The organism is Streptomyces sp. NPDC051582, assembly GCF_040681715.1.
In the GTDB taxonomy this organism is placed as follows: domain Bacteria; phylum Actinomycetota; class Actinomycetes; order Streptomycetales; family Streptomycetaceae; genus Streptomyces.
The window spans coordinates 79,220-103,766 of sequence record NZ_JBFAZJ010000030.1; the positions used below are offsets into that span (position 1 = coordinate 79,220).

The 24,547-nt window shown below is 73.3% G+C and carries 23 protein-coding genes; 12 read left to right on the forward strand and 11 right to left on the reverse strand.

The window, feature by feature from the left end; genetic code table 11:
- Positions 1-49: 49 nt before the first annotated feature.
- Complete coding sequence (locus tag AB0M92_RS31100) at positions 50-2,164, forward strand: SpoIIE family protein phosphatase (RefSeq protein WP_366105644.1); 2,115 nt, start codon at positions 50-52, stop codon at positions 2,162-2,164.
- Positions 2,165-2,225: 61 nt separating this feature from the next.
- On the forward strand, positions 2,226-3,236 hold the full coding sequence (locus AB0M92_RS31105) for an endonuclease/exonuclease/phosphatase family protein (RefSeq protein WP_366105645.1): 1,011 nt from the start codon (positions 2,226-2,228) through the stop codon (positions 3,234-3,236).
- Here the strand turns inward: AB0M92_RS31105 and AB0M92_RS31110 are convergent.
- From AB0M92_RS31110 to AB0M92_RS31120, 3 genes are read right to left on the reverse strand one after another with little or no spacing between them, the layout of a single operon-like run.
- The gene (locus tag AB0M92_RS31110; RefSeq protein ID WP_366105647.1) at positions 3,205-4,074 is read right to left on the reverse strand and encodes a hypothetical protein; all 870 of its coding nucleotides are present in this window, start codon (positions 4,072-4,074) and stop codon (positions 3,205-3,207) included. The genes AB0M92_RS31105 and AB0M92_RS31110 overlap by 32 nt on opposite strands.
- Entirely contained in the window at positions 4,074-4,409 is a 336-nt protein-coding gene (locus tag AB0M92_RS31115) for a MazG-like family protein (protein ID WP_366105649.1), read from the reverse strand. Before AB0M92_RS31115 ends, AB0M92_RS31110 begins: the two co-directional genes overlap by 1 nt.
- 45 nt (positions 4,410-4,454) lie before the next feature.
- Positions 4,455-4,898: a nuclear transport factor 2 family protein gene (locus tag AB0M92_RS31120; protein WP_366105650.1), complete on the reverse strand. Its 444-nt coding sequence runs from the start codon at positions 4,896-4,898 to the stop codon at positions 4,455-4,457.
- Positions 4,899-5,017: 119 nt separating this feature from the next.
- Here AB0M92_RS31120 and AB0M92_RS31125 point away from each other — a divergent pair, with 119 nt between their 5' ends.
- Together AB0M92_RS31125 and AB0M92_RS31130 are read left to right on the forward strand one after the other, a co-directional pair.
- On the forward strand, positions 5,018-5,587 hold the full coding sequence (locus AB0M92_RS31125) for a PadR family transcriptional regulator (RefSeq protein ID WP_366105651.1): 570 nt from the start codon (positions 5,018-5,020) through the stop codon (positions 5,585-5,587).
- Between the two features lie 64 nt (positions 5,588-5,651).
- Entirely contained in the window at positions 5,652-6,404 is a 753-nt protein-coding gene (locus tag AB0M92_RS31130) for an SGNH/GDSL hydrolase family protein (RefSeq protein WP_366105673.1), read from the forward strand.
- Between the two features lie 34 nt (positions 6,405-6,438).
- On the opposite strand, the gene AB0M92_RS31135 is transcribed toward AB0M92_RS31130, so the two are convergent.
- Positions 6,439-7,032: an MBL fold metallo-hydrolase gene (locus AB0M92_RS31135; RefSeq protein ID WP_366105652.1), complete on the reverse strand. Its 594-nt coding sequence runs from the start codon at positions 7,030-7,032 to the stop codon at positions 6,439-6,441.
- Positions 7,033-7,173: 141 nt separating this feature from the next.
- On the opposite strand from AB0M92_RS31135, the gene AB0M92_RS31140 reads away from it, so the two are divergent.
- On the forward strand, positions 7,174-8,082 hold the full coding sequence (locus AB0M92_RS31140; protein WP_366105674.1) for a helix-turn-helix domain-containing protein: 909 nt from the start codon (positions 7,174-7,176) through the stop codon (positions 8,080-8,082).
- Between the two features lie 12 nt (positions 8,083-8,094).
- Here AB0M92_RS31140 and AB0M92_RS31145 read toward each other — a convergent pair whose 3' ends face one another.
- The 5 genes from AB0M92_RS31145 to AB0M92_RS31165 all read right to left on the reverse strand — a co-directional run bounded on the left by AB0M92_RS31145 (position 8,095) and on the right by AB0M92_RS31165 (position 13,451).
- Entirely contained in the window at positions 8,095-9,285 is a 1,191-nt protein-coding gene (locus AB0M92_RS31145) for a low temperature requirement protein A (protein ID WP_366105653.1), read from the reverse strand.
- 80 nt (positions 9,286-9,365) lie between these two features.
- Complete coding sequence (locus tag AB0M92_RS31150) at positions 9,366-11,381, reverse strand: hypothetical protein (protein ID WP_366105654.1); 2,016 nt, start codon at positions 11,379-11,381, stop codon at positions 9,366-9,368.
- Positions 11,382-11,471: 90 nt separating this feature from the next.
- The gene (locus AB0M92_RS31155; protein WP_366105655.1) at positions 11,472-12,224 is read right to left on the reverse strand and encodes a hypothetical protein; all 753 of its coding nucleotides are present in this window, start codon (positions 12,222-12,224) and stop codon (positions 11,472-11,474) included.
- A 43-nt stretch (positions 12,225-12,267) separates the two neighbouring features.
- Positions 12,268-12,666: a hypothetical protein gene (locus AB0M92_RS31160; protein ID WP_366105656.1), complete on the reverse strand. Its 399-nt coding sequence runs from the start codon at positions 12,664-12,666 to the stop codon at positions 12,268-12,270.
- Positions 12,667-12,743: 77 nt separating this feature from the next.
- A complete protein-coding gene (locus AB0M92_RS31165) occupies positions 12,744-13,451 on the reverse strand; it encodes an aspartate/glutamate racemase family protein (protein ID WP_366105657.1) in 708 nt (235 codons plus the stop codon).
- A 613-nt stretch (positions 13,452-14,064) separates the two neighbouring features.
- Here AB0M92_RS31165 and AB0M92_RS31170 point away from each other — a divergent pair.
- The gene (locus AB0M92_RS31170) at positions 14,065-16,347 is read left to right on the forward strand and encodes an ATP-binding domain-containing protein (RefSeq protein ID WP_366105658.1); all 2,283 of its coding nucleotides are present in this window, start codon (positions 14,065-14,067) and stop codon (positions 16,345-16,347) included.
- Between the two features lie 52 nt (positions 16,348-16,399).
- Here the strand turns inward: AB0M92_RS31170 and AB0M92_RS31175 are convergent, their stop codons facing one another.
- Positions 16,400-17,299 (reverse strand): helix-turn-helix domain-containing protein, encoded by a 900-nt coding sequence (locus AB0M92_RS31175; RefSeq protein WP_366105659.1) that lies wholly within the window; start codon positions 17,297-17,299, stop codon positions 16,400-16,402.
- A gap of 206 nt (positions 17,300-17,505) precedes the next feature.
- On the opposite strand from AB0M92_RS31175, the gene AB0M92_RS31180 reads away from it, so the two are divergent.
- From AB0M92_RS31180 to AB0M92_RS31195, 4 genes are all read left to right on the forward strand, one after another.
- Complete coding sequence (locus AB0M92_RS31180; RefSeq protein ID WP_366105675.1) at positions 17,506-18,879, forward strand: MFS transporter; 1,374 nt, start codon at positions 17,506-17,508, stop codon at positions 18,877-18,879.
- A gap of 105 nt (positions 18,880-18,984) precedes the next feature.
- A complete protein-coding gene (locus tag AB0M92_RS31185) occupies positions 18,985-20,307 on the forward strand; it encodes a cytochrome P450 (protein WP_366105660.1) in 1,323 nt (440 codons plus the stop codon).
- Between the two features lie 149 nt (positions 20,308-20,456).
- On the forward strand, positions 20,457-21,071 hold the full coding sequence (locus AB0M92_RS31190; protein ID WP_366105661.1) for a TetR/AcrR family transcriptional regulator: 615 nt from the start codon (positions 20,457-20,459) through the stop codon (positions 21,069-21,071).
- Positions 21,055-22,692 carry an isovaleryl-CoA dehydrogenase gene (locus tag AB0M92_RS31195; RefSeq protein ID WP_366105662.1) on the forward strand — a complete coding sequence of 546 codons (1,638 nt, stop codon included), beginning with the start codon at positions 21,055-21,057 and terminating at the stop codon, positions 22,690-22,692. Before AB0M92_RS31190 ends, AB0M92_RS31195 begins: the two co-directional genes overlap by 17 nt.
- A 57-nt stretch (positions 22,693-22,749) precedes the next feature.
- Here the strand turns inward: AB0M92_RS31195 and AB0M92_RS31200 are convergent, their stop codons facing one another.
- Positions 22,750-23,244, reverse strand: a complete 495-nt coding sequence (locus AB0M92_RS31200; RefSeq protein WP_366105663.1) for a DUF3995 domain-containing protein — start codon at positions 23,242-23,244, stop codon at positions 22,750-22,752.
- 65 nt (positions 23,245-23,309) lie between these two features.
- Here AB0M92_RS31200 and AB0M92_RS31205 point away from each other — a divergent pair, with 65 nt between their 5' ends.
- Together AB0M92_RS31205 and AB0M92_RS31210 are read left to right on the forward strand one after the other, a co-directional pair.
- Positions 23,310-23,915 carry a TetR/AcrR family transcriptional regulator gene (locus tag AB0M92_RS31205; protein WP_366105664.1) on the forward strand — a complete coding sequence of 202 codons (606 nt, stop codon included), beginning with the start codon at positions 23,310-23,312 and terminating at the stop codon, positions 23,913-23,915.
- 131 nt (positions 23,916-24,046) lie between these two features.
- Positions 24,047-24,361 carry a CPCC family cysteine-rich protein gene (locus AB0M92_RS31210; protein ID WP_366105665.1) on the forward strand — a complete coding sequence of 105 codons (315 nt, stop codon included), beginning with the start codon at positions 24,047-24,049 and terminating at the stop codon, positions 24,359-24,361.
- Positions 24,362-24,547: the final 186 nt, after the last annotated feature.

A 24,547-nucleotide genomic window follows, 5' to 3' on the forward strand; every position in this document is an offset into this window, starting at 1 on the left:
CCGGTCAGCCGCGCAGGCGCGCCGGACGCGCGCAGAAGGGGGCCCGCCGATGCCATCGGACCGGCTGGGGGGCACGAACGACCCCGGCCCGATCCGGTCCGAACCGGGGTCCTTGCTGGAACACGTGGTGGTGGCCGTCTTCGGCATCGACGACGAGGACCGGGTCTGCTACTGGGGCCCCGGCGCGCAGAGCCTCTTCGGCCACGAGGCCGGCTCGGTGCTGACCCGCCCCGCGGCCGCCCTCTTCCCCGAGCCGGACCCGGGCGAGGGACCCGGCGGGGCCGCCCACCTCGCCGAGCGCGCCCGGACCCTCGGCTACTGGCGCGTACGGATGCCCGCGCTCCACCGGGACGGCTCGGTGTTCGACTGCGGCTTCCGGGTCTTCCCGATGACCGGCGCGACCGGCGCCTCCGTGGTCATCGGACTGGCGAGCCGGGGCGACGAGCTGGACCGGGTGAAGACCAACCTGTCCTTCCTCGACTCCCTCTTCGAGACCTGCCCGATCGGCCTGGTCATGCTGGACGAGGAGCTGCGCTACGTCCACCTCAACCAGGCACTGGCCGACATGGACGGGGTCCCGCTCGGCGAGCACCTGGGCCGCCGGATGGCCGACGTCATGATCACCTCGGACGGCGGGGAGTACCAGCGCATGCTGCGGTCCGTGGCCGACGAGGGCCGGACCGTGATCGGCACCCTCGTGGGCCTGCGCACACCGGGCCACCCGGACCGCGACCAGGTGCGTTCGGTCAGTTTCTTCCCGCTCACCGGCGCGGGCGACACCCGGCGCGGGGTGGGCGGCCTGCTGCTGGACGTCACCGACCGCGAGCAGGCCATCCTGGAGGCGACGGCCGCGCGCAGGCGCCTGGCCCTGCTCGACCGGGCGGCGGCGGGCATCGGGACGACCCTGGACCTGAACACCACCGCGCGCGAGCTGGTCGGTGCGGTGGTTCCGGAATTCTGCGACGCCTCCGTCGTGGAACTGGTGGAGTGGATGGACGAGACCGAGGCGTTCGACCCCGGGCTGCCGGTCGCCACCCGCCGCATCGCCTCCGGCACCACCCTCCCCGAGCCCGCCGTCGAACTCGTGAGCGGCCTGCGGGAGGTCACGTACCCGCCGGGCTCCCACACCCACCAGATGCTGAGCACGGGCCGTCCGCTCTGCTTCACGGTCGACCAGGAGTTCGCGACCCGGACCATCGTCCACCAGGAGCGCGCGCAACTGCTGCTGGACAGCGGACTGACCTGCATCCTCATGGCACCGCTCATCGCCCGCGGCACCGTGCAGGGCATCGCCATGTTCGGCCGCTCCGCCGCCCGCCCGGCCTTCGGCGAGGAGGACCTCGCACTCGCCGGTGAACTCGCCTCCCGGGCCGCCCTGTGCCTGGACAACGCCCGGCTGTACGGCAAGGTCCGGGACATCGCGCTCACCCTCCAGCGGGCCCTGCTCCCCAGCGCCCCCGCGGCGGGCCCGTACGTGGACATCAGCCACCGCTACCTGCCCGGCAGCCGCGGTACCGAGGTCGGCGGCGACTGGTACGACGCGATCACCCTGCCCGACGACCGGGTGGCGCTCGTCGTCGGCGACGTGATGGGACACGGCGTGCCCGCCGCCGCGGCCATGGGGCGGCTGCGGATCACCGCGAAGACCCTCGCCCGGCACACCGCCGAGCCCGCCGCCCTGCTCGAAGAGCTCGACGCCTGCGCGCAGGAGGCCGGCATCGAGTGGGCCACCTTCCTGTACCTCCTGTACGACCCCCGCACCGGGCGCGCCCGCATCGCCAACGCCGGCCACCCGCCGCCGCTCGTACGGCACCGGGACGGAACCGTGCACGTCGTCGGCGACGTGCTCGGGGTCCCGCTCGGGGTGGGCGGCGTACCGTACCGGTCGATCGAGGTCGACATCCCCGAGGGCGCCACCGTGGCCCTGTACACCGACGGGCTCGTCGAGGCCCGTGGCCAGGACATCGACACCGGAATCGAGGCGCTGTGCGAGCAACTGCGGGCGCCGCTCGGTTCCTTGGAGGAGGGCGTCGACCGGATCCTCGCCCGTCTGCTGCCCGACACGGCGACCGACGACACCGTGCTGGTCCTCGCCCGGGTCGCGGCGGTCCCCGGCCGCCCGCCGGCCGCGGGAACCGGATCACCGCGCCGGGCGTCGTCGTAGCGTACGGCGCGGGTGGCGGAGCGCCGCGCGGGGAGGCGGAGCCGATCGGGAGCGGGGGCGCGTGGGCGAGCAGGAGGCGGGGCGGGGGCCCGGGCGAACGCGTCGGCGCCGGCCGCAGCAGTGGTCATGGCGCCGGCGGGGGCGCGTCCTCGCGGGGCTCGCGGTCCTCCTCGCCTGCCTGCTGGTCTTCCACGGCGCGGTGCCCGACGGGCTGCCGGGCCGTCCCGGCAGCCTGCTCGAAACGTTCCTGCCCTGGCTGGGCCTCGCCGTCCCGCTCCTCGCCGCCCTGGCGGTGCTGCGCCGAGCGACCGTGGCCGGGCTCGCCGCCCTGCTGCCCGCCGCCGCCTGGCTCGGCCTCTTCGGCGGCCACCTGCTCCCCGGCCCGGAGCGGACACCCGATCTCCTCGCCGTCCAGCACAACGTCAGCGACGAGAACCCCGACCCGGCGGGCACGGCGCGGGCCCTGGCCGGCACCGGCGCCGATCTGCTCGCGCTGGAGGAGCTGACGCCCGCCGCCGAGCCGGCCTACGCGGCCGTGTTCGCGCCGCGGTACCCGTACCACGCGGTGGCGGGCACGGTCGGGCTCTGGTCGAAGCACCCGCTGGCGGACGTGCGCCCGGTGGACATCAGGCCGACCGGAGTCGGGGAGGGCTGGGACCGCGGTCTGCGCGCCACGGCCCGCACCCCGCACGGGGAGGTCGCCGTGTACGTGGCGCACCTGCCCTCCCTGCGCCTGAGCCCGGCGCACGGCTTCGGTTCCGCACGGCGGGACGAGAGCGCCGAACTGCTCGGCGCCGCGATCGCCGCCGAGCCGACGGATCCGCTGATCCTGCTCGGGGACCTCAACGGCACCGTGGACGACCGCGGCCTGGACCCGCTCACCTCGCGCACGGAACCGCCGGCCCGGGACTTCGCGTTCAGCTGGCCCGCGACACTGCCGCTGGCCAGGATCGACCAGGTCCTGACGCGCTCGGCGACCGTCACGCGGATCCGGTCGCTGCCCGCGACGGGAAGCGACCACCTGCCCGTCGCCGCCCACATCACATGGCGCGCTCCTGTACGAGATCGCTGAAGCGCCGCAGCCCGTGCTCGCCGTGGCCCATGAAGAGATTGGGCTCCACGAGTTCGAGCTCCATCACGACCGGCGCCCCGTCGTCCGCCGTCGCGATGTCCACCCGCGCGTGAAGCAGCTTCGGTGACCCGGGCACGGCGGCCAGCGCGGCCTCGGCCAGGGCGAGTTCGGCCGGAGACGGCAGGTGCCGCACCAGACCCGGGTGCGGCACGCGGCCGTCGTCGACGGTCCCGATGTCGGTCAGCACCGGACCCTTGCGCACCGCGTGGCTGAAGGAGCCGCCGAGGAAGACGAGCGCCCGTTCGCCCTCGTCGATCCGGGTCAGGTACGGCTGCACCATCGCGGTCGATCCGGCCGCGTGGAGGGCCGCGACGTGACCGGCCGCCTTCTCGTGGAGGTCCTCCGTGTAGCGGGCGGCGCCGCGGGCCCCGGCCGACACCGTCGGCTTGACGACGAACTGGCCGTGCCCGGGGAGGTCGACGGCCCCGCCCGGCGCGATGAACCGCGTCGGTACGACGGGGACGCCGCGGCCGGCGAGCTCCCCGAGATACCGCTTGTCGGTGTTCCAGCGGACCAGCCACGCCGGGTTGTCGAGCCGTGTCACCCCCTGCACCGCTTCGGCCCAGGCCAGGTATTCGGGCAGGTGCTGCTCGTAACCCCAGGTGGACCGGATGGCCACCGCGGCGCACCGCGACCAGTCGAAGTCCGGGGCGTCCCAGGCCGCCGCAACGGCGTCGAGACCGCGGGCGCGCAGCGCTTCGAGGATCAACGGCAGGTCGGTGTCCCAGGCCAGGCCCAGGTCCGAGGTGGCCAGGGCCACCCTGGCGGTGGTGGACATCAGTTGCCTCCCGTCTCTTCGGCCGCGTCGTCCGAGGTCTCGACGCGCAGCAGGACGCCCCGCTCGTCCCGTGCGTAGACGCGGTCGCGGTTCTTGGCGAGCTTGCGCTCCACCTCGGACTCCAGGTCGATGCCGTTCATCTCGGCGAGCGCCGCGAGGTACAGGAACACGTCCGCCAGCTCCTCGCCGAAGTTGGGCAGTTTCCTGCGCCAGGCGGTGAAGGCCTCCCCGACCTCGGCGGTCAGCAGCCCGAACTCCAGTGGTACGTCACCGGTGTTGAAGCCCTTCACGAGCTTGTTGTCCCAGGCGAGCTGCTGGGCCGATCTGATGTCCACCGGTTCCTCCGGGCGTACGTGCGGGAGCGGGCTGCCCCGCGCAGCCTAACGACCTGCCGCCCCCGCGGCCGGAGCCGGGACCAGGCCGTCGGCGACCAGCCCGGCGAGGACCGCCTCGCCCAGGGCGTGCACCGCGGACTGCGGCCTGACCATCACCGTGAACTCCTTGATCCGGCCGTCCTCGGCGTAGTGGACCAGGTCGATGCCGTGGATCGCCCTGCCGTTCACCGTGGCCCGGAAGAGCAGGATCTCCGACGGGGACACGGAGCCGTCGACGCTCGTCTCGGCGCTGCCCGCGTACCGGCCGACGTAACGGAAGTCCTCGAAGGTGCGCAGCAGCACTCCGAAGAGCCCCAGCACCATCGGCCGGCCCTCGAACGGAGTGAACTTCACCGGGCTGTACAGGCGCACGTCCTGCGTGAACAAGTCCTCCAGAGCGGCGAGGTCGCGGCTCTCTACGGCGGCACGGAAACGTTCTGCTGCGTTCACGGCTTCTCCCTGAGGATCTGCTACTCACGAATATGATTAGTCATTTTCTTGAGTATCATGCGAGAGGTGTCCGTGCACAGGGGCGGCACCCGGAACAGGGGCGAGAGGGAGGCGATCCGATGGCTTTGCGCCATGCCGTACTGGCGGCGCTGCTGGACGAGGAGCTGAGCGGATACCAGCTGGCGAAGGCCTTCGACCTCGGCGTCGCGAACTTCTGGCACGCGCTCCCGCAGCAGCTCTACGCCGAGCTGGCCCGGCTGGAGAAGGACGGGCTGATCACGGGCCGGGAGGTGGTCCAGGACACCCGGCCCAACAAGCGCCTGTTCACCGTCACCGAGGCCGGCCTCGCGGAGCTGGAGCAGTTCACCGCCTCCGCGGCCAAGCCCTCCTCGATCCGCGACGACCTCATCGTGAAGGTCCAGGCCGCCGACCACGTGGACCCCGACACGCTCATCGCGCAGCTCACCGAGCGCGCGGCCTTCGCGCAGGCCAAGGTCGACCTGTTCGGCGGTCTGCTGGACAAGATGCGGGGCGACCGCTCCGAAGAGGACTTCCTGCGGCACGGCGAGGGCATCGGCCCGTACCTGACCTGCCTGCGCGGCCTCGCCTTCGAGCGGGGCAACCGCGACTGGTGCGAGCGGACGATCGCCGTTCTGCGGGAGCGGGAGGCGGCTCGTGCGACCCACTGAGTCCGCCGACCCGACCGAGCCCGCCGGCCCCGCCGAGTCCGCCGGCCCCACCGGGCACGCGTACCTGAGGTACGTGGCCCTCGGCGACAGCCAGACCGAGGGGCTCGGGGACGGGGACGACGCCACCGGTCTGCGGGGCCTGGCCGACCGGCTCGCCGAGCAGCTCGCGCTCCACAACCCCGGCCTGACGTACGCCAACCTGGCCGTCCGCGGCCGGCTGGCCGGTCAGGTCCGCGCCGAGCAGCTCGCTCCCGCCCTGGCCCTGGAGCCCGACCTGGCCACCGTGGTCGCCGGGGTCAACGACGTGCTGCGGCCGCGGTTCGACGCGGACGAGGTCGCGGGCCACCTGGAGGCGATGTTCGCCGCGCTCACCGCCCAGGGCACGCGCGTCGTGACGATGACCTTCCCGGACCTCGGGCGGATCACACCGCTCGCGCGCCCCCTCGCCCCGCGCGTGAGCGCCCTGAACGACCGGATCCGGGCCGCCGGAGACCGGCGCGGGGTGGTGGTCGTCGAGACGGGGCACCATCCCGTGGTCACCGACCCCCGGCTGTGGAGCGCGGACCGGCTGCACGCGAGCCCGCTCGGCCACGAGCGGATCGCCGCCTCGCTCGCGTACGCCCTCGACCTGCCGGGCAGCGACGACTCGTGGACGCGCCCGCTCCCTCCGGACGGGGCGCCCCGGCCCACCCTCGCCGCCGAACTGCGCTGGGCCGCCGCGTTCCTGGGCCCCTGGCTGGGCCGGCGCCTGCGCGGCCGGTCCTCGGGCGACGCCCGCACCGCGAAACGCCCGGAGCTCCTTCCGGTACGGCCGTGAGCCGCGCCGTCCCCGTCCCCGTTCCCGGGTACGCCTAGCGCGGGGTGCTGTCGTCGGCCTTGAACGGGCTGCCGTGCCCGGGCACGATCAGGTCCGCCGCGGCCAGTACGCGCAGCCGGGAGGCGCGGTGCACCTCGCGGTCCGGGGCGACGGGGTCCTCGGCGGGGCCGTCGGCGTGCCACCAGAGGTCCCCGGCGAAGGCCACGACTCCCATCTCGGTGCCGGCGAGCAGGGTGATGTCCTCGGGGCTGTGGCCGGGGGTGCGGATCAGGCGCAGGGACGGGGTGAGTTCGTAACCCTCCGCGTCGCGGTTCGTCCACTGGTCGCCCCGGTACTCCACCTTGTGGTCGTGCACCCGGGCGCGACCGAACAGGCCCACGTTCATGGTGTTGTCGGGGTGGTGGTGGCTGAGGACCACGTCGGTGATGTCCTCGGGGCCGAGGCCCAGTTCGGCGAGCGGGACGAGGATGTCCTCGTGGCTCCCCACCATGCCCGGGTCGAAGATCACGTGCCGTCCCGCGTCGTGGACGTAGGAGACGGTCGCGGCGACCCCGGGGCCGGTGGAGCCCACGTAGCCGGTGGTCAGGACCTTGTATGCGGCGCTGCGGCCGAGCGGTGCGTCTGTCATGGCCCCAATCCTTCCTGGAGCGGCGGGGGTTCACGAGTGGCACCAATGCCCACGATCGCAGGATTCGTGCCAACCGTGTGCCAGACTGCGCCCGTGCCCCCCTTCAAGACCGTCGCCGCGTACGTCCCCGCCGGCGTCGGCATGCTCGCCGTCGGCATCGTCACCGAAGTCTTCGGTCCCCACGGGGCGGCGCTGCCGGGCTTCGACCTCGCCCTGTGCGCCGACCGGCCCGGCCCGGTGGCCACGGACTGCGGCGTGCCGCTGTCCGTCGCGCACGGCCTGGACCGGCTCGCCCGAGCCGATCTGCTGCTCGTCCTGCCCGGCGCGGACTTCCGTACTCCGCCCGCTCCCGCGGTCCTTGACGCGCTCAGGTCCGCGCACGGGCGCGGAGCCGTCGTGGCGGCCCACTGCGTGGGCACGTTCGCGCTCGCCGCCGCCGGACTCCTCGACGGCCGGCGGGCGACCACGCACTGGCGGTTCGCGGAACTCCTCGCCGGCCGCCACCCCCGGGTCACCGTGGACCCCGACGCCCTCTACATCGACGAAGGCGACATCGTCACGGGCGCGGGAGCCGCGGCCGGCTTCGACCTGTGCCTGCACCTGCTGCGGAGGGAACACGGCGCCGCACTGGCCAACGGCATCGCCCGGGACATGGTGCTGCCCTCCCACCGCGACGGCGGCCAGGCCCAGTACCTCGCCGCGCCCGTCCCCGGGAACGGACAGGACGAGCGGCTCGGCGCCGTCCTCGACTGGGCCCGCGCACACCTCCACGAGCCGCTGCCCGTCACGGAACTGGCCCGCCGCGCGATGATGAGCAAACGCTCCTTCGCCCGCCGCTTCACCGCAGCGACCGGCACCACCCCGCACGCCTGGCTGCGGAGCCTGCGCCTGAGCAGAGCGGAGGAACTCCTGGAGACCACCGACCTCCCCGTCGAGGAGATCGCCCGGCAGGTCGGCTACGGAAGCGCCGCGGTACTGCGCGATCAGTTCGTACGCCGCCGCGGAGTCCCGCCCCGCGCCTACCGCAGCGCCTTCACCCGCACTCCGTAGGAGCGGGTGTGGTCAGGGCCGGGCCGGGCCCGGGGCCGCGCGGCGGTGGCGCTGGAGTCCGCGCGCGTAGAGGAGGTGCGCGATCGCCTCGGCGGCCAGGAGCAGGACGACCAGCCAGGGCGCCAGGTGACCGGCTCCCCAGACGACGAGCAGGGGGATGCCGATGCCCGGAAGGGCCCAGACGGCGACGCTCGCCGGCGGGCGCCCGTAGCGCAGCGCGATGCAGGCGTGGGCCCCGTGGTACAGGGCCAGGCCGCCCGCCAGCACCCACACCGCGCCGGTCGGCAGATGGGCGTGGTCGGCCTCCTCGACGGCGGTGGCCAGTCCGGCCGCCATGCACAGGACGCCCGCGGTCACGAAGAAGTGCAGGAAGCCGCCGATGTCACGGGCGAGCAGGTAGGCCCGGCGGTCGTCGGCCCTGGCGAGCATGAGTTCGGCCGAGGTCGAGCCGAAGTCGAAGTACGACCACCAGAGCGCGGCCAGCAGGACGAAGCCGAGGACGCCCACGACCCCGGCGCGCAGGGTCCAGGTGTGGTCGGCGGAGGTGACCAAGGCGATCACGGACTCGCCCAGCACGATGATGACGAACAGCCCGACCCGTTCGACGATGTGCCCGGTGTCCAGCCGGGCGGGCAGCCCCCGGCCGCGCGCGCTGAGCAGCAGCGCCATCTCGGCGGCGATGAGCACCGCCCACATGACGTACTGCCAGGGCGCGGGCACCGCGGCGGAGGCCGCCCACAGCACGCCCGAGGCCAGGCAGTAGCTCAGGGGGCGCCAGCGCGGGACCCGCAGCGGCTCGGGGTACTTGGTGGCCGGCCACCACAGCCCCAGCAGGACCAGCCGGGTACCGGCGTACCCGAGGGCGTAGACGGAGCCGCGGTCGGTGTCGGCCTCGGGCACGGCGCACGCCATGACGGCGATGCAGAGCATGGCCGACAGCATGAGCAGCCGGCGGCGGGGGCCGTTGTCGACGAAGAGGTTCGCCGAGACCATGAGGTTGATCCACAGCCACCAGGGCGGGAAGTAGAGCCCCAGGAACACGGCGAAGTCGCGCAGGCTCGGATCGCCGTGCAGTCGGTGGGCGAGCTGGGAGGCGAGCGCGACGAAGACGAGGTCGAGGAAGAGTTCGAGCCAGTCGGCGTGCCGGCCTTCCTGCGGGTGGCCGGCTTCGTCCGCGTCCGTGCCCGACTGGGAGGTGCTCATGCGTCGCCCGGCTCCGTTCCGCCGCCCTGGCTCGCGGCCTCTTCCCCGTACGAGAACACGGTACGGCCCGGGCCCGTGCCCTAATCGAGGGCGCGCGGCGCGGACAGGGCTTCCAGGGGGTTCCGGCGCCGGGTGACGGTGGCGAGGGCGACGGTGGAGGCGAGGCAGACGACGAGGGAGAACACGGTGAGCGACAGGGAGGCCGTCGGAGTGCCCACCGAAAGGGCGGCGGTCGCCAGCAGGGCGGCGATCATGCCCGTCGCGTTGATCCCGTTGAGCCGGCGGCTCGCGTACGCGTGGAGCACCTCGGTGCTGCCGGAGGAATGCTGACGCCGGTTCTGGAGCTGTTCCAGCAGACTGGCCACGACCACGGCGACGGGGATCACGCCGGACCACTCCGCGTACTGCACGAAGATCTCCAGGGCCGTCGCGCCCAGGCAGACGAGCAGGCAGAGCAGGTTGACCCAGGTGACGCGGCGGACGTCCTTGCGGCGCGGGACGTAGTACAGCCGAAGCGTGGTGCGTGCGACCCGATGGGCATCCTCCGCGGCGGGTCTCCCGCCGTCCGCCTGGTCCGAGAAGCTGACGAAGAACTGCTCCGGCAGTCCCTGGGGGCCCCCGTCCTCCCAGTCGGAAGGGGCGGGGACCGGGTCGAGGACCCACCGGTCGTCGGACGTCTCGATACCGGCCAGGTCCACCCCTTCGGGCGTGGGGACGGCCAGCTGGTTGTGGGCTTCGGTCGGCAGGCAGAGTTCCAGCTCGGCCGAGACGCCGAGCAGCCCGTGGCGGCGCAGGACGCAGGCGCGGTCGTAGACGTAGTGCAGCCGCGGGGAGGTGCCGTACGCGGTGTCCAGCTCGGCGACCAGCGGCAGATGGCGGGTGGCCGCGCGGATCCGGTCGCCCAGGACGCCGCCCGTGACCTCGGTCGCCGTCTCCAGCAGCGTCGCGACGGTCTCGTGCTGGCGGCTCTGCACGGCGGAGCCGAGGGCGAGGGACATCTCCCGGTGCGAGGCGCGGAGCTCGACGCGGCCGGATCCGCCGCCCCGGCGGGCGCTCCCGTCAGCTCCCTCGCCGGCCCCGGGGTCCCCGCCGTCGCCGCCCTCCCCGCCGTCCTCCGCGAGCCAGTACGAGACCGCGTTGGCGATGTACGACTGCACCTCGATCCGCTTCAGCGAGGGCACGACCCCGCCGTTCGGGTCCCGGATGTCGAGCTTGTCCAGGGTCTCGCCGTAGTCCCAGGGGAAGATGTCGATCACCGCGCGGGTGTTCTGCGTACCGGACGCGTACAGCGTCGAGGTGACCGAGTGTTTCGCCTTGCGCCGGCCGACCACCTCGACCACGTGGTCCCGGCGCATGACGGTGTGCGGGAAGTGCGCGAACTCCTCGGCCACGGACAGGCTCGCGGAGACCTCCGGCATGCCGCGCCGGTCCGAGCCCCGGCCGGCCTCCAGCGCCAGCGCCGCCGTCAGGGTGGGGGCGGGGGCCTGGCGTTCGCTGTAGTACGTGACCAGGTCGCGGGCGAGGCGGCCGATGCGGGCCGCGGCCAGGTCGCGCGGGGGCCGGGAACCGGCGAGCAGGCCGTCCAGCCGTACGATCGCCCGGTTGTCCACCTCGGCCTGCGAGGCGAGGATCAGCGCGACGGACCGTACGACCTCGGCCAGCAGGGTCAGTTCGCGGGGGTCGGCCCCGGACCCCAGCGCCGCGGCCGCCGCCCGGCTCGCCGCCTCCGGATGGCCGGCGAGCAGGGCGGTGTGGGAGAAGGCGGCCAGTCGGCTCAGGGCCCGGTCCGGATTGGAACGGGCCAGGTGGTGGACCTGTTCCACGTACCAGCCGATCTTGTCGGTGTTGAACGGGTCCAGCGGCTGGAAGTAGTACGCGGCGGCCAGCCGGTGGGCGCGTCTGAGCGTCGCGTCCTCCTCCTCGGCGAGCCGGTCGAGGAGGTCCTTGCGCAGCAGGGGCCGCAGCCGGAACGCCTCGGCCGCCGCCATGGGACGGGGCTCGACCACGGACAGCCGCACCAGCGGCCCGCTGTCGGCCGGGACCCCGAGGGCATCGGCCGTGTACTCGACGATGTCCGGATCGAACCAGTCGTACACGCAGAGGTGTTCGAGCAGCGAGCGCCGGGCGGGCGGCAGTGCGGCGAACGTGCCGCGGATCCGGCGCAGGACGAGGTCCGTGTCCAGGGGTCAGCCCTCCCGGGTGAAGTGGGACAGGAACTCCGAGATCGCCGAGGGCAGCCCGTCCAGCTTGCTGCACAGCTCTTCGGCGGACCCCTTGAGCTCCTCGATGCCCGCCAGGTCGATCCACTCCTGGACGGTCGCGGCGTCGAAGGGGGGCAGGATCAGGTTCAGGACGGCGCCGGCGTACGGATGCGAGAGGCTGGGGATGCTCCGCCCGGCGAGGAAGACGGTGATGCGGCGCGTGGCGAGCAGGTCCGGCAGGAAGCTGGTGCTGATCCAGCTCTGCAAGGGGGGCTCGCAGCGGTCGAAGCCGTCCAGGAGCACGATCGGGCCGGAGCCGGGAACGGTCGCCGACTCCGCGAGGCGCGCCACGAGTTCGTCGCTCATGGCCGAGTTCTGGGTCTCGCGGTCGGCGTTGACGCTCAAGGCGATGTCGAGGTGCGAGCGGTTCATCGACATCCCCTGGAAGTTCACCGTCGGCACCTCGCCGTAGCGCTGTTTGAGCGCGCGGAAGGAGTCCATGCGGATGCCTTGCCCGGATGCCTGCCGGTATATGTGGTTCAGTACGTCGAAAGCCGCCCAGGTGGTGGCGAGGTCGACGTAGCAGACCGTGCTGTCACCGTGTCGCCGGTGCACCTCGATGAGCAGGGCGGTCTTGCCGATTCCCTCGTCGCCCTCGAAGAACAGGGCCCGGTGCGATGCCCCTTCACCGATCACACGGGCGGCGTGGGCCAGTTGCTCGACGCGGTCTACGTGCACGCCGTCTTCCCCCCCGGAAGTCCCCTGAGTGCTGCGGACCGGATCAGTTGGCGGGCTGCCCGGTGCCGGTGCCGGTGCCGGTGCCGGAGCCGGTGGCGGGTCCGGCACCGGGTGCGGGCCCGGGTCCGGCACCGGGTGCGGCACCGGTGTCGGGCTCGGGGTCGCCGTCCTTGCGCACGATGATCCAGCTGTCCTCGACCTTGCTGTCCACGAGCCCGACCTTTCCGCCCTTGACCGTGCTGACCAGGGATTTCAGGATCTTGGAGCGCTTCGAGTGCACGGTCTGATCGGCCGGGTCCGCCTCCGGGGCGGACTCGACGGTGAAACTCCACAGCCGCAGCCGGATCTTCTTGATCCGGTGCCTCATGGACCACAGGAAGAAGCCCAGTACCAGCACTACGGCCACGGCCACGGCAGCCTGCTGCCAGTTCTCGATGACCACGCCTACCCCCCTCGGTTGGCTTGATAGCGCCGAATGATGGCACGGGGCGGACCGCTCGATTCCGAGTGCCGATCGATTCAAGCCAAACGCGGAGCGGCCGACAGCGCTGCCTCGACGGCGGCCTCGGCGTGGATCCGGGCGGTGGGGAAGACGGGCACGGGGCTGTCCCCGGCGCCGACGAGCAGCTCTATTTCGGTGCAGCCGAGGATGATCCCCTGGGCGCCGTCGGCCACGAGCTCCGCGATGACCTGCCGGTAGGCGGCGCGCGACCCGTCGAGGACGATGCCCCGGCACAGCTCCTCGTAGATCACCCGGTGCACGAGCGCGCGCCCCGCGGTATCCGGGACGCACACCTCCAGCCCGCTCGCGGCGAGTCGGCCGCGGTAGAACTCCTGCTCCATCGTGAAGGCCGTGCCCAGCAGGCCGACGCGCGTCAGCCCGGCCGTCTTCACGGCATCGGCGGTGGCGTCGGCGAGGTGCAGCAGCGGCACCGAGAGGCCGGCCTGGACCCGGTCGGCGACCTTGTGCATGGTGTTGGTGCAGATGAGGACGAGGTCCGCGCCGGCGGCTTCCAGCCGCTGGGCGGCCTCCGTCAGCACCTCGCCGGCCTCCGCCCACAGCCCCTCGGCCTGGAGCCGCTCGATCTCCGCGAAGTCCACGGAGTACAGCACGCAGCGGGCCGAATGCAGCCCCCCGAGCCGGTCACGGGTGAGCTCGTTCAACAGCCGGTAGTACTCGGCGGTCGATTCCCAGCTCATGCCCCCGAGGAGTCCGATCATCTTCATAAGTGGACACGGTAACAGCTCGCAAATCCATAAGGATTACTTTGTTTTCCTGTCGGTTGTCGGGTGGGTGAAACCGGTCGCCGCCGGTGCGGGAGGTCCCGGCGCCGGCGGCGGCTCGTGGTTCGTGGTTCGTGATCGGTCACCCCCGACGGTCAGGACTTCGCGGCGCCCTCGCGCATGACGTTTTGGAAAGCCGTCATACACGGCATGCAGTGGTGGTCCGTTTCTGCGTCGCCTCCCGGCTGGAGGGGGCGGCCGCACAGGGTGGCCCGGCGGTCACGGGCGACGACGTGCCATACGAGGCCAGGCCCTGTGGCCGCCTCACCGACCTGCATTTCATACATGAGAGTGCTCCATGTGGTGGACAGCTCCGTGTGTCCACCAAAGCAGTGCATGGCGCCGAAAGCCTGACGGGTGAGCCGTCCGGGTGACATCCGCCCCACCGTCTCGTTCACCTGTGCGATGCGTGCGGTACGGGTCTTCGGGATACAAAAAAACCCCGGACCAATTGACGGTCGGGGTATTCGTCTGCGTATATTTGATGTTTCGCGCCACGATGAGAACAGGGCGTGATGGGGCTTTACGAACACATCGTATCGGGTCGGGAGTGGAATTGTCAAGCGTGGAATTCCGTAATGAGCAGCAATTCATCGACGAGCTCTATGCGCGTCTGGACGACCTGCGTGACCAGGCCGAACACGCCGTGCAACAGGCCCTGTCCGGCGCGGGGTCCGGGTTTCAGGCACGTCTGGAGCGCGACGTGGTCGTCGCCGAGCAGTCCGGTCTGCTTTCCGCGCTGAACGCGGGCGAGAACGGTCTGTGTTTCGGCCGGCTTGAGTTCTCCGACGGACAGGACCACCACATCGGCCGTATCGGAATCCGGCAGGGCGACGCCGACCGCACCCCCCTCGTCCTCGACTGGCGGGCCGAAGTGGCGCGCCCGTTCTACCTCGCCACGGGGCATTTCCCCATGGGCCTGCGCCGGCGCCGCCACATCACCACCCGCGGCCGCGAGGTCACCGCCCTGCACGACGAGATCCTCGACCTCGCCGACACCGAGCGCACCGGCCACGAGGGGGCCGACGCCGACGCCGTACTGCTCGCCGCCCTCGACGCCGCCCGCACCGGCCGCATGCACGACATCGTGCAGACCATCCAGGCCGAGCAGGACCGCATCATCCGCTCGCCGCACCGCGGCGTACTCGTGGTGGAGGGCGGTCCGGGCACCGGCAAGACGGCCGTGGCCCTGCACCGCGCCGCCTATCTCCTCTACGCCCACCGCGAGCTGCTCGCCAAGCGCGGCGTGCTGATCGTCGGTCCCAACCCGGCGTTCCTCGGCTACATCGGCGAGGTGCTCCCCTCCCTCGGTGAGACCGGCGTCCTCCTCTCCACCCTCGGCGAGCTGTTCCCCGGCATCCGGGCGACCGGCACCGACCGGCCCGGCGCCGCCGCCGTGAAGGGCCGCGCGCAGATGGCCGACGTCCTCGCGCAGGTCGTACGCGACCGCCAGGCGCTCCCCGAGACCGTCCCCGCCGGCAGCGGCGAGGACAGCGCCGTGCTCCCCGAACCGGCCCTGGAGATCGACCACGACGACTACGGCACGCTGCTGCTCGACCGGACCATGGCCCACGAGGCCCGCGACCGGGCCCGCGCCACCGGGCTGCCGCACAACCTGGCCCGCCCGTACTTCGCGTTCCGCGTCATCGACTCCCTCACGCACCAGCTCACCGACCGCCTCGGCGCCGACCCGTACGGCGGCCCCAACCTGCTGGGCGCCGACGACATCGCGCAGCTCGGCAAGGAGATCGCGACCAGCGCCGAGGTGCACGCCGCGATCGACAGTCTCTGGCCGCCCCTCACGCCCCGGCAGCTGGTCTCCGACTTCCTCGCCGACCCCACCCATCTCCCCTCCCACGACGCGGAGCTGATCCGGCGGACGACGGAGGACTGGACGCCCGCCGACATCCCGCTGCTCGACGAGGCCGCCGAGCTCCTCGGCTTCGACGACAGCGCGCAGCGCGCCGCCGAGGAGCGCGAGCGGCAGGAGCGCATCGCGTACGCGCAGGGCGTCCTGGACCTGTCCCAGGGTTCCGAGTCGTACGAATTCGAGGACATGGAGAACGAGTTCCTCGCCGCGCACGACATCATCGACGCCGAGCGGATGGCGGAGCGGCAGGAGGAGGCCGACCACCGCAGCGCGGCCGAGCGGGCCGCCGCCGACCGTACGTGGGCCTTCGGACACGTCATCGTCGACGAGGCGCAGGAACTGTCCGAGATGGCCTGGCGGTTGCTGATGCGGCGCTGCCCGACCCGGTCGATGACGCTGGTGGGCGATCCCGCCCAGACCGGCGACGAGGCGGGCTGCGGATCCTGGAAGCGGATCCTCGACCCGTACGTCGGGGACCGCTACGAGCTGGTCCGCCTCGGCGTCAACTACCGTACGCCCGCCGAGATCATGGACCTGGCGGCCGCGGTGCTCCGGGCCCGTCACCCCGGATTCGAGCCGCCGAGCTCGGTGCGGTCCACGGGGCGGCGGCCCTGGGTGCGGGAGACGGACGACCTCGCCGGCGCGGTCGCGGAGGCGGTGCGCGAAGGCGCCCCGGCTCAGGCCCGGGAGCGGGGCGGGCGGCTGGCGGTGATCGCGCCGCGCCCGCTGCACGAGGCGCTGGCGGCCGCGCTGCCCGGCGTACGGGCGGGGGAGGAGCCGGACCTCACCCGTACGGTCGTCCTGCTGGACCCGCGCCAGGCCAAGGGGCTCGAATTCGACTCGGTGATCGTCGTGGAGCCCGCGGACCACGAGCCGAGCGATCTGTACGTCGCCCTGACCCGTGCCACGCAGACCCTCGGGGTGGTGCACACGGGCCGGCTGCCGGAGGGGCTGGCCGAGCAGCCGTGAGCGGGACCTGTGGGTCCTGTGGGTCCTGCGGGTCCGCGGCGGGCCGGACGCGTCAGACCGCGGCCGGGGCGAGGAGTGCCGGCGGCTCCGGCCGCACCCGGCCGCCCGGGAGCTCCAGCCCCGCGAGCCGCTCCAGGCCGGCCCGGCTCTCCTCGTCGACCGGGACCATCGTCACCAGGCGCGGGCCCGCCGCCGGCCCGAGCCACAGATTGGTGTGCTCCAAGTGCAGCAGCCCGACGTGCGCATTGCGCACGTACTTCGTCTTGGCGCTCAGGCCGAGCACCTCGTGCCGTGCCCACAGCTCCCGGAACTCCGCCGACTCGGCCTCCAGCCGCGCCAGCAGGGCCTTCCAGGCCGGCTCGGCGAGGTGCTCCGCCATGGCCGCCCGGAACTTGGCCACGATGGTGCGGTTGACCTCGGCCACGTCGGCCATCGAGGCCCGCCAGTCGGCGTTGGTGAACGCCAGCCAAAGGCAGTTGCGGTCCTCGGGAGCCACCGCGTCCAGGTCGCACAGCAGCCGCCCGTACACCTCGTTGTAGGCGAGGATGTCGTACCGGCTGTTCTGGATGCACGCGGGGACGGGCCCCAGCTGGTCGAGCATGGCCCGCAGGGCCGGGGTCACGCTCGGGCACGGCGCGTGCGGGGCCGGATCGGGGCTGCCGGCCAGCGCGAACAGGTGCGTGCGCTCGCTGGAGTCCAACAGCAGGGCGCGCGCGAGGGCGTCCAGGACCTGAGGGGAGACCTGGATCTCGCGGGCCTGCTCCAGCCACGTGTACCAGGTGACACCCACGGCGGAGAGCTGGGCGACCTCCTCGCGGCGCAGCCCGGGGGTGCGCCGGCGGCGGCCGCGCACCAGCCCCACCTGCTCGGGCGTGATCCGCTCCCGGCGGCTGCGCAGGAAATCGGCCAGCTCGTGCCGGCGTACGTCGCTGTCGGGGGCAACAGTGGTCATGGAACCAGGGTGCCGCACCGCTCATCCCGTTGCCAGGTATTCGTCGTACCAGGATAAGGACACTCTGGTACCAGGCTGAGCGCGGGGCGATCGTTTCCGTTGTGAGCGAAGCAACCGTACGTACCACCCGCCCCTCCCCGCCGGCCCCGGCCCCGTCGGCCCCCTCCTCGCCGGCCCCGGCCCCGGGCCCGTCGGCCCCGGCCGCGATCGGCCCCCTCGGGCTGTTCACCGTGCTGCTCGGCGCGGCACTGCCCCTGATCGACTTCTTCATCGTCAACGTGGCCCTGCCCGCCATCGACGACGACCTCGCGGCGGGCCCCGCCACGCTGGAGCTGATCGTCGGCGGCTACGGCGTCGCGTACGCCGTGCTCCTCGTCCTCGGCGGCCGCCTGGGCGACACGGCGGGACGGCGCCGGCTCTTCCTGATCGGGATGACCGCCTTCGGGGTCACCTCGCTCCTGTGCGGGCTGGCGCCCACCGCCTGGACCCTGGTCGGGGCGCGCGTGGCGCAGGGCGCCGCGGCCGCGCTGATGCTGCCCCAGGTGCTCGCCACCATCCAGGCGACCACCCAGGGGCCGCGCCGCGCCCGCGCGATGAGCCTGTACGGGGCCACGGCCGGGCTGTCCATGGTCGCCGGGCAGATCCTGGGCGGTGTCCTGGTCGCCGCCGACGTGGCCGGTTTCGGCTGGCGCTCGGTCTTCCTGGTCAACGTGCCGGTGGTGGTCCTCGGACTGGTCCTGGCCACCCGCGCCGTTCCGGAGACCCGCTCGGACCGGCCCGCCTCGGTCGACGTACCGGGGACGCTGCTGCTCGCACTGTCCCTGGTCTCCCTGCTGCTTCCGCTGACCGAGGGCCGGGCCGCCGGCTGGCCGCTGTGGACGTGGATCTCGCTCGCGCTCTTCCCGTTCGCCGCCGCGGGGTTCTACCGGACCGAGCGCCGGGCCGACCGGCTCGGGCGCACCCCGCTGGTGCCGCCGAGCCTGCTGCGCCTGCAGTCGCTGCGGCGCGGCCTGGCCCTGCTGGTTCCGTTCTCGATCGGCTTCAGCGGTTTCATGTTCGTCATCGCGGTGGTCCTCCAGCAGGGTCTGCGGATGGGCCCGGTGGAGGCGGGCCTGGCGCTCGTGCCGATGGCGGTGGCCTTCTTCGGGGCCTCGCTCGCCGGGCCGCGGCTGGTCGGCCGGTTCGGCAGCCGTGTCGTCACCGCGGGCGGCGTCCTCCAGGCCGTCGGCGTCACGCTGCTCGTCCTCGCGGTCCTGCGCGGCTGGCCGGACCTCGGGCTGGCCCCGCTCGCCCCCGGCGTGGCCGTCGCCGGTCTCGGCCAGGGTCTCCAACTGCCCGTCCTGATGCGGCTGATGCTGTCCGACGTACCGGCCGACCGCGCGGGTGTGGGTGGCGGGGTCATGATCACCACCCAGCAGTCGGCGCTCGCCCTCGGCGTCGCGACCCTGGGCAGCCTGTTCCTGGCGCTGGTCCCGTCGGCCGGCATGCGGGACGCGCTCGTCGTCACCCTGCTCGTCCAGCTGGGCATGATCGCCCTGACGGCGCTCCTGAGCCTGCGCCTGCCGAGGGTCGTGCGGTGAAACCCCGCTCGCGGGCGGGGTGTCACGGGGGGCGTCCGCTCGCGTACAGTCCGTGATGCCCGCGCCCCTCGGGGCCAGGACCAGCGGCCGAACAGGAGAAGATCCGTGGCCACCGAAGCCGGCTTCGACCACCCCCGCCCGCCCGCCGCCCGTACGGGACGGCCGATCCCGGAGGCGGACCCCGCCCTCGTGGAGCGATGGCGCACCGGCGGGGGCGAACTGGTCGACCTGCTGGCCCTGGTGCGTGAACGGCTCGGCGGAGTGGCGGCGTTCCGCCTCGGGCCGACCCCCACGGTCCTGGTCACGGGCCCCCGGGCCGTCCGGCACGTCCTCGCCCTGCATCCCGACCGGTACGTCAAACGCTCGCACCGCGCCCGGCTGTTGATCGGCGACGGGGTGCTCGCCGCCACCGGCGAGGCCTGGAAGAATCAACGGCGGCTGCTTCAATCCCAGTTCACCGGAACCGGGATGCGCCGGTACGAGCAGCGCATCGCCGCGGCCGCCCGGGTCACCGCCGAGCGCTGGGCCGGGTACGCCCGTTCCGGGCAGCGGCTCGACGTCGGCCGGGAGATGCGCCGCTTCGCCCTGGACACCATCTGGCGCTCCCTCACCGGGCACCCGCTCGACGACGGCACCGAGCGCGAGCTGAACGCCGTCGCCTCCGTGGTGGCCGCGATGCCGACCCTGCCGGCCGACGCCGCCGACGCCCGCGAGGCCGTCGCCGCCGACCTCGCCCGTATCGACGCCGTGGCGCACCACGCCATCGAGGCCGCGCGGGACGGGGCGGCCGGCCCCGACGGCCCGGGCCTGCTGCACCTCCTGCTCGGCGCGGCCGCCGAACGCCCCGAATACACCGACCGCCTGATCCGCGACGAGCTGATCACGCTGCTCGTCGCCGGCCACGAGACCACGGCCACCACCCTGACCTGGCTCTACCTCCTGCTCGACCGGCACCCCGAGGCCCGCGAGGAGGCCCTGGGCGCGGGCGCCCCCGGCTCGGCGGAACGCGGCCGCGCCATCCAGGCCCTGGTCCACGAGACGCTCCGGCTCTACCCGTCGGCGTGGATCCTGCCCCGGCACGCCGCCGAGGCCGACGTGCTGACCGGCCACGCCGTCGAAGCGGGCTCCGACGTGGTGGTCTGCCCGTACCTCACCCACCGCGACCCCGAACTGTGGCCGGATCCCGAGCGGTTCGACCCCCGCCGCTTCACCACCCCGGACGGCCGCCCCACCCACCCCGGCGCCTACCTCCCCTTCGGTATCGGCCCGCGCGCCTGCCTCGGCCTCCGGTTCGCCCTCCGCGAGTCGACCGTCCTCCTCGAACACCTGCTGCCGGCCCACGTCCCGGCCTTCCACTCCGTCCCGGCCAAGGCGGCGTACAGCATCACCGTCCGCCCCGACGGCCCGACCCCGGCGAGCCTGCGCTAGGGGGTCCGCAAAGTCCCGCCTGTCCTGCGGGCGGACGTCGCCATTTCGCGGACACCCCCTAGGCGGCGCCGATAGGCCGCGAGGTCGCGAGGTCGCGAGGTCGCGGCGGGGTCTGGTGTGAAGCACTGAATCGGTGCTTCAATCCTTCCGTGCCCTACCGTCGCCCGCCCTCCGTGCAAGCCCGCCTCGACGCCCGTCGGGAGCAGGTGCTCGAAGCCGCCGTCCGCCTGCTCTCCCGGGAGGGGTACGGCGGCTGCTCGGTCGCCGCGATCGCTGCCGAAGCGGGCATCTCCACCGGCAGCGTGTACCAGTCGTTCTCCGGCAAGTCCGAGCTGGCCGCCGCGCTCTTGCGAACCCTGGTGGCCCGGGAGCTGGACGCGGTGGCCGCCGCGACGCGGCGCCCGGGCGGCGCGTCGCAGCGGGTGGCGGCCGCCGTCGAGACCTTCGCGTACCGGGCGCTCCAGGCGCCGCGCCGGGCCTTCGCCCTGCTGGCGGAGCCGGCCGACCCCGCCGTCGACGCCGAACGCCTCGTCTTCCGGCGGGCGTTCCGCGACGTGTACGCCGAACAGATCGCCGCGGGCGTGGCCTGCGGGGAACTCCCCGCACAATCACCCGAGCTGACGGCCGCCGCACTGGTCGGCGCGATCGCCGAAGCGCTCGTCGGACCGCTGGCCGACGGGGAGGCGGCCCCGGGGGACGTCATCCCCGGCCTGATCACCTTCACCCTGCGTGCCCTTGGAGGACACGATGCCGCAGACGCATGAGGTCACCAACCAGGTGCCTGCGCACCACGGTTACGACGCGGCGGCCGACCCGGCCCTGCTGGAGGCCGTCGCCCGCGAGGGCGCCGCGTGGGCGGTGCCCGAACTCCACCGGCTCGGCGCCCTCGCCGGCGGCGAACAGGCCGCGGAATGGGGTCGCGTGGTCAACGAGAACCCGCCGGTACTGCGCACCCACGACCGCTACGGCCACCGGATCGACGAGGTGGAGTTCCATCCGTACTGGCACGAACTGATGGGCACCGCGGTCTCCCACGGGCTGCACGCCGCGCCCTGGGCGCAGGACCGGGCCGGGGCGCACGTGGCGCGCGCCGCGAAGTTCCTCGTCTGGGGCCAGGTCGAGGCGGGACACTCCTGCCCGGTGTCCATGACGTACGCGGCCGTACCCGCGCTGCGCGCCAATCCGGAGCTCGCCGGATGGCTGGAGCCGCTGCTCGCCTCCCGCACGTACGACTACGGACTGCGCCGGCCGGACACCAAGCGGGGTCTGATCGCGGGCATGTCGATGACCGAGAAGCAGGGCGGCTCCGACGTACGGGCCAACACCACGACCGCCGTCCCGGCCGCGGACGGCACCTACCGGCTGACCGGGCACAAATGGTTCACGTCGGCGCCCATGTCGGACGTCTTCCTGACGCTGGCCCAGGCCCCGGGCGGACTCTCCTGCTTCCTGCTGCCGCGGGTGCTGCCGGACGGCAGCCGCAACCGGCTGCTGCTCCAGCGGCTCAAGGACAAGCTGGGCAACCGGTCCAACGCCTCCGCCGAAATCGAGTACGACGAGGCCTTCGGCTGGCTGGTGGGGGAGGAGGGGCGCGGCGTCGCGACCATCATCGAGATGGTCAACATGACCCGCCTCGACTGCGTGCTCGGCGGGGCGTCCGGCCTGCGGCTCGCCACCATCCGCGCCGTCCACCACGCCACGCACCGGCGGGCGTTCGGCAAGGCGCTCATCGACCAGCCCCTGATGCGCAACGTCCTCGCCGACCTCGCCCTCGAATCGGAGGCGGCCACCGCCGTCGCGCTGCGCCTCGCGGGCGCCACGGACCGGGTCGCCCAGGGCGACCAGGACGAGGCGCTGCTGCGGCGGCTGGGGCTGGCCGTGACCAAGTACTGGGTGTGCAAGCGCGTACCCGGGCACGCCGCCGAAGCCCTCGAATGCCTGGGCGGCAACGGCTACATCGAGGACTCCGGCATGCCGCGCCTCTACCGCGAGGCCCCGCTGTCGTCGATCTGGGAGGGTTCCGGGAACGTGGCAGCCCTGGACTCGCTGCGGGCCATGGCCCGGCAGCCGGAAACCGTCGAGGCCTTCTTCGAGGAGGTGGGCCGGGCCGCGGGCGCCGACCGGCACCTGGACGCGGCCGTGGCCGGGCTCCACAAGCAGCTGGCCGATCCGGCCGAGGCCGAGTACCGGGCCCGTCGGCTCACCGAGACGATGGCCCTGGTCTTGCAGGCGTCGCTGCTGCTGCGCCACGCCCCGGACGCGGTGGCGCAGGCCTTCTGCGCCTCCCGCCTGGGCGGCGAGCACGGCGGCGCGTACGGCACGCTCCCGACGGGCGTGGACACGGAAGCCATCCTGGCCCGGGCCCGCACCACGACGCCCGCCTGACGCGGGCGCGGGTTCGCCGCCGGGCCCCGCCCCGGTGGCGAACCCACGGCTCGCCGGTCAGGCGCGGCGGCGCCGGGTGCGCAGGGCCACGTACCCCGTGAGTCCGCCCAGTGCCACGCACAGCGGCGAATAGAGCCGCAGGTCCCAGTGGCGGAACTCGGCCGGCTTGGACCACAGTCCGAGCCCGGAAGCCGCCAGTCCGCCGAGCCCGCGTGCCGCCATCGCCCCGGACACCGCCCACAGTCCGGCCCGCACCGGCCGGGCCCCGCCGAACCGGCTCGCCGGCCGGGCGCCGGTCACCACCAGCCCGGCGGCGGCGCCCAGCGCACCCGCCACCGCGAGCGTCAGCGGTCCGGACGGCAGCTGCGCCTCGTCCACCCCGACCACCACGGTCGCGAACTCGGCCCGCGAGGCCAGCGGCCACGGGGAGAACACCCACGTCACATGCAGGGCGCCCGCGGCGAGCAGCCCGCACGCCGCCGCCACCGCCGCACCCCGGACCCCGGCTTCCGCGTGCTCCCCGCCGACCCGCCTGGTCGTCATGGCGCTCATGTCGTCACCCTCTCCCCGGTTCCATACACCTCTGTCTGGATTTTCCATACAGTACTGTACGGAACATGGCCAAGGGGAGAGTGACCAAGGAGGAGTGGACGGCGGCGGCACTGCGCGCGCTGGCCCGCGGAGGGCTCGCGGCGGTGGCGGTGGACGTGCTCGCCCGCGAACTCGCGGTTTCGCGCGGGAGCTTCTACTGGCACTTCGAGAACCGGGAGGCCCTGCTCGTGGCCGCCCTGGAGACCTGGGAGCGGCGCGCCACCGCGGAGGTCATCACCGCCGTCCGCGGCGAGGGAGACCCGTGGACCCGGGCGCGCATGCTGTTCGCCGTCGCGCTGGGATCCGAGGAGATCGCCGGGCTGGAGCCGGCCCTCGTCGCGCACACGGCCCACCCCGCGGTCGCCGAGGTCGTCGCCCGGGTCACCCGGACCCGGCTGGACTTCCTCGCGGAGGTCTTCGGCGGGCTGGGCTTCGGAGTGCAGGAGGCCCGCCATCGCGCGTTGGCCGGGTACGCCGCCTACCTGGGCTGGCTGGAACTGCGCAGGACCGCCCCCGACACGGCCCCCGAGGTGCTGCCGGAGGACCCCGGCGCGCAGGCGGCGCTGGACCACCTCATCGGCATGATCCTGCCGCCCCCGCCGACCGCCCCGCACGCCGCCGGGCAAGGGTAGGACGGACGCGAGCCTCCGCGGCACGGGGCGCGCGGCCACCGGAGCCACCGCGACGGCCGGGGCGAGGTGGCCGGGGCGAGGCGGCCGGGCCGCATGTTGTGGATCACTCCGGGAATCCGGACGATGGCGGCATGGTCTTTGAAGGAACGCCCACCAGTCCCGCGGATGGCGCCGAGAACGGCCTCATCGCGTGCCCGTGCTGCTTCCGGCGAACGCTGGAGGAGCGCGCGAATTTCGAGATCTGCCCGGAGTGCGGCTGGGAGGACGACGGGCAGGACGACGCGGATGCCCACATCGTCCGGGGCGGCCCCAACGGCCGGCTGAGCTTGGCGCAGGCCCGGTTGGACCATCAGGAGGAAGTGGGACGCGACGAGTCGATGGCACGCGGCGGTGAGGGGCTGTGGTTGTCGGAAGCACGGCGCCAGGTTCCGGACATGGCCGACTAGTAGTGCTTTGTTAGCTGGTCTTGTCACGGTCGGTGTTTGGTAGTTCGCTGCTGGTATGAGGGCGGGTGAGCTTGCTGAGTGTCGGGGTCGGTTGGAGGAGTTCGCCGGGGAGGTGTTCGCGCCGCTGGTCCGCAGGGATCAGCGGGCGAAGGGCCAGTTGTATCTGCGGGGCCTGTTGCTGGACGG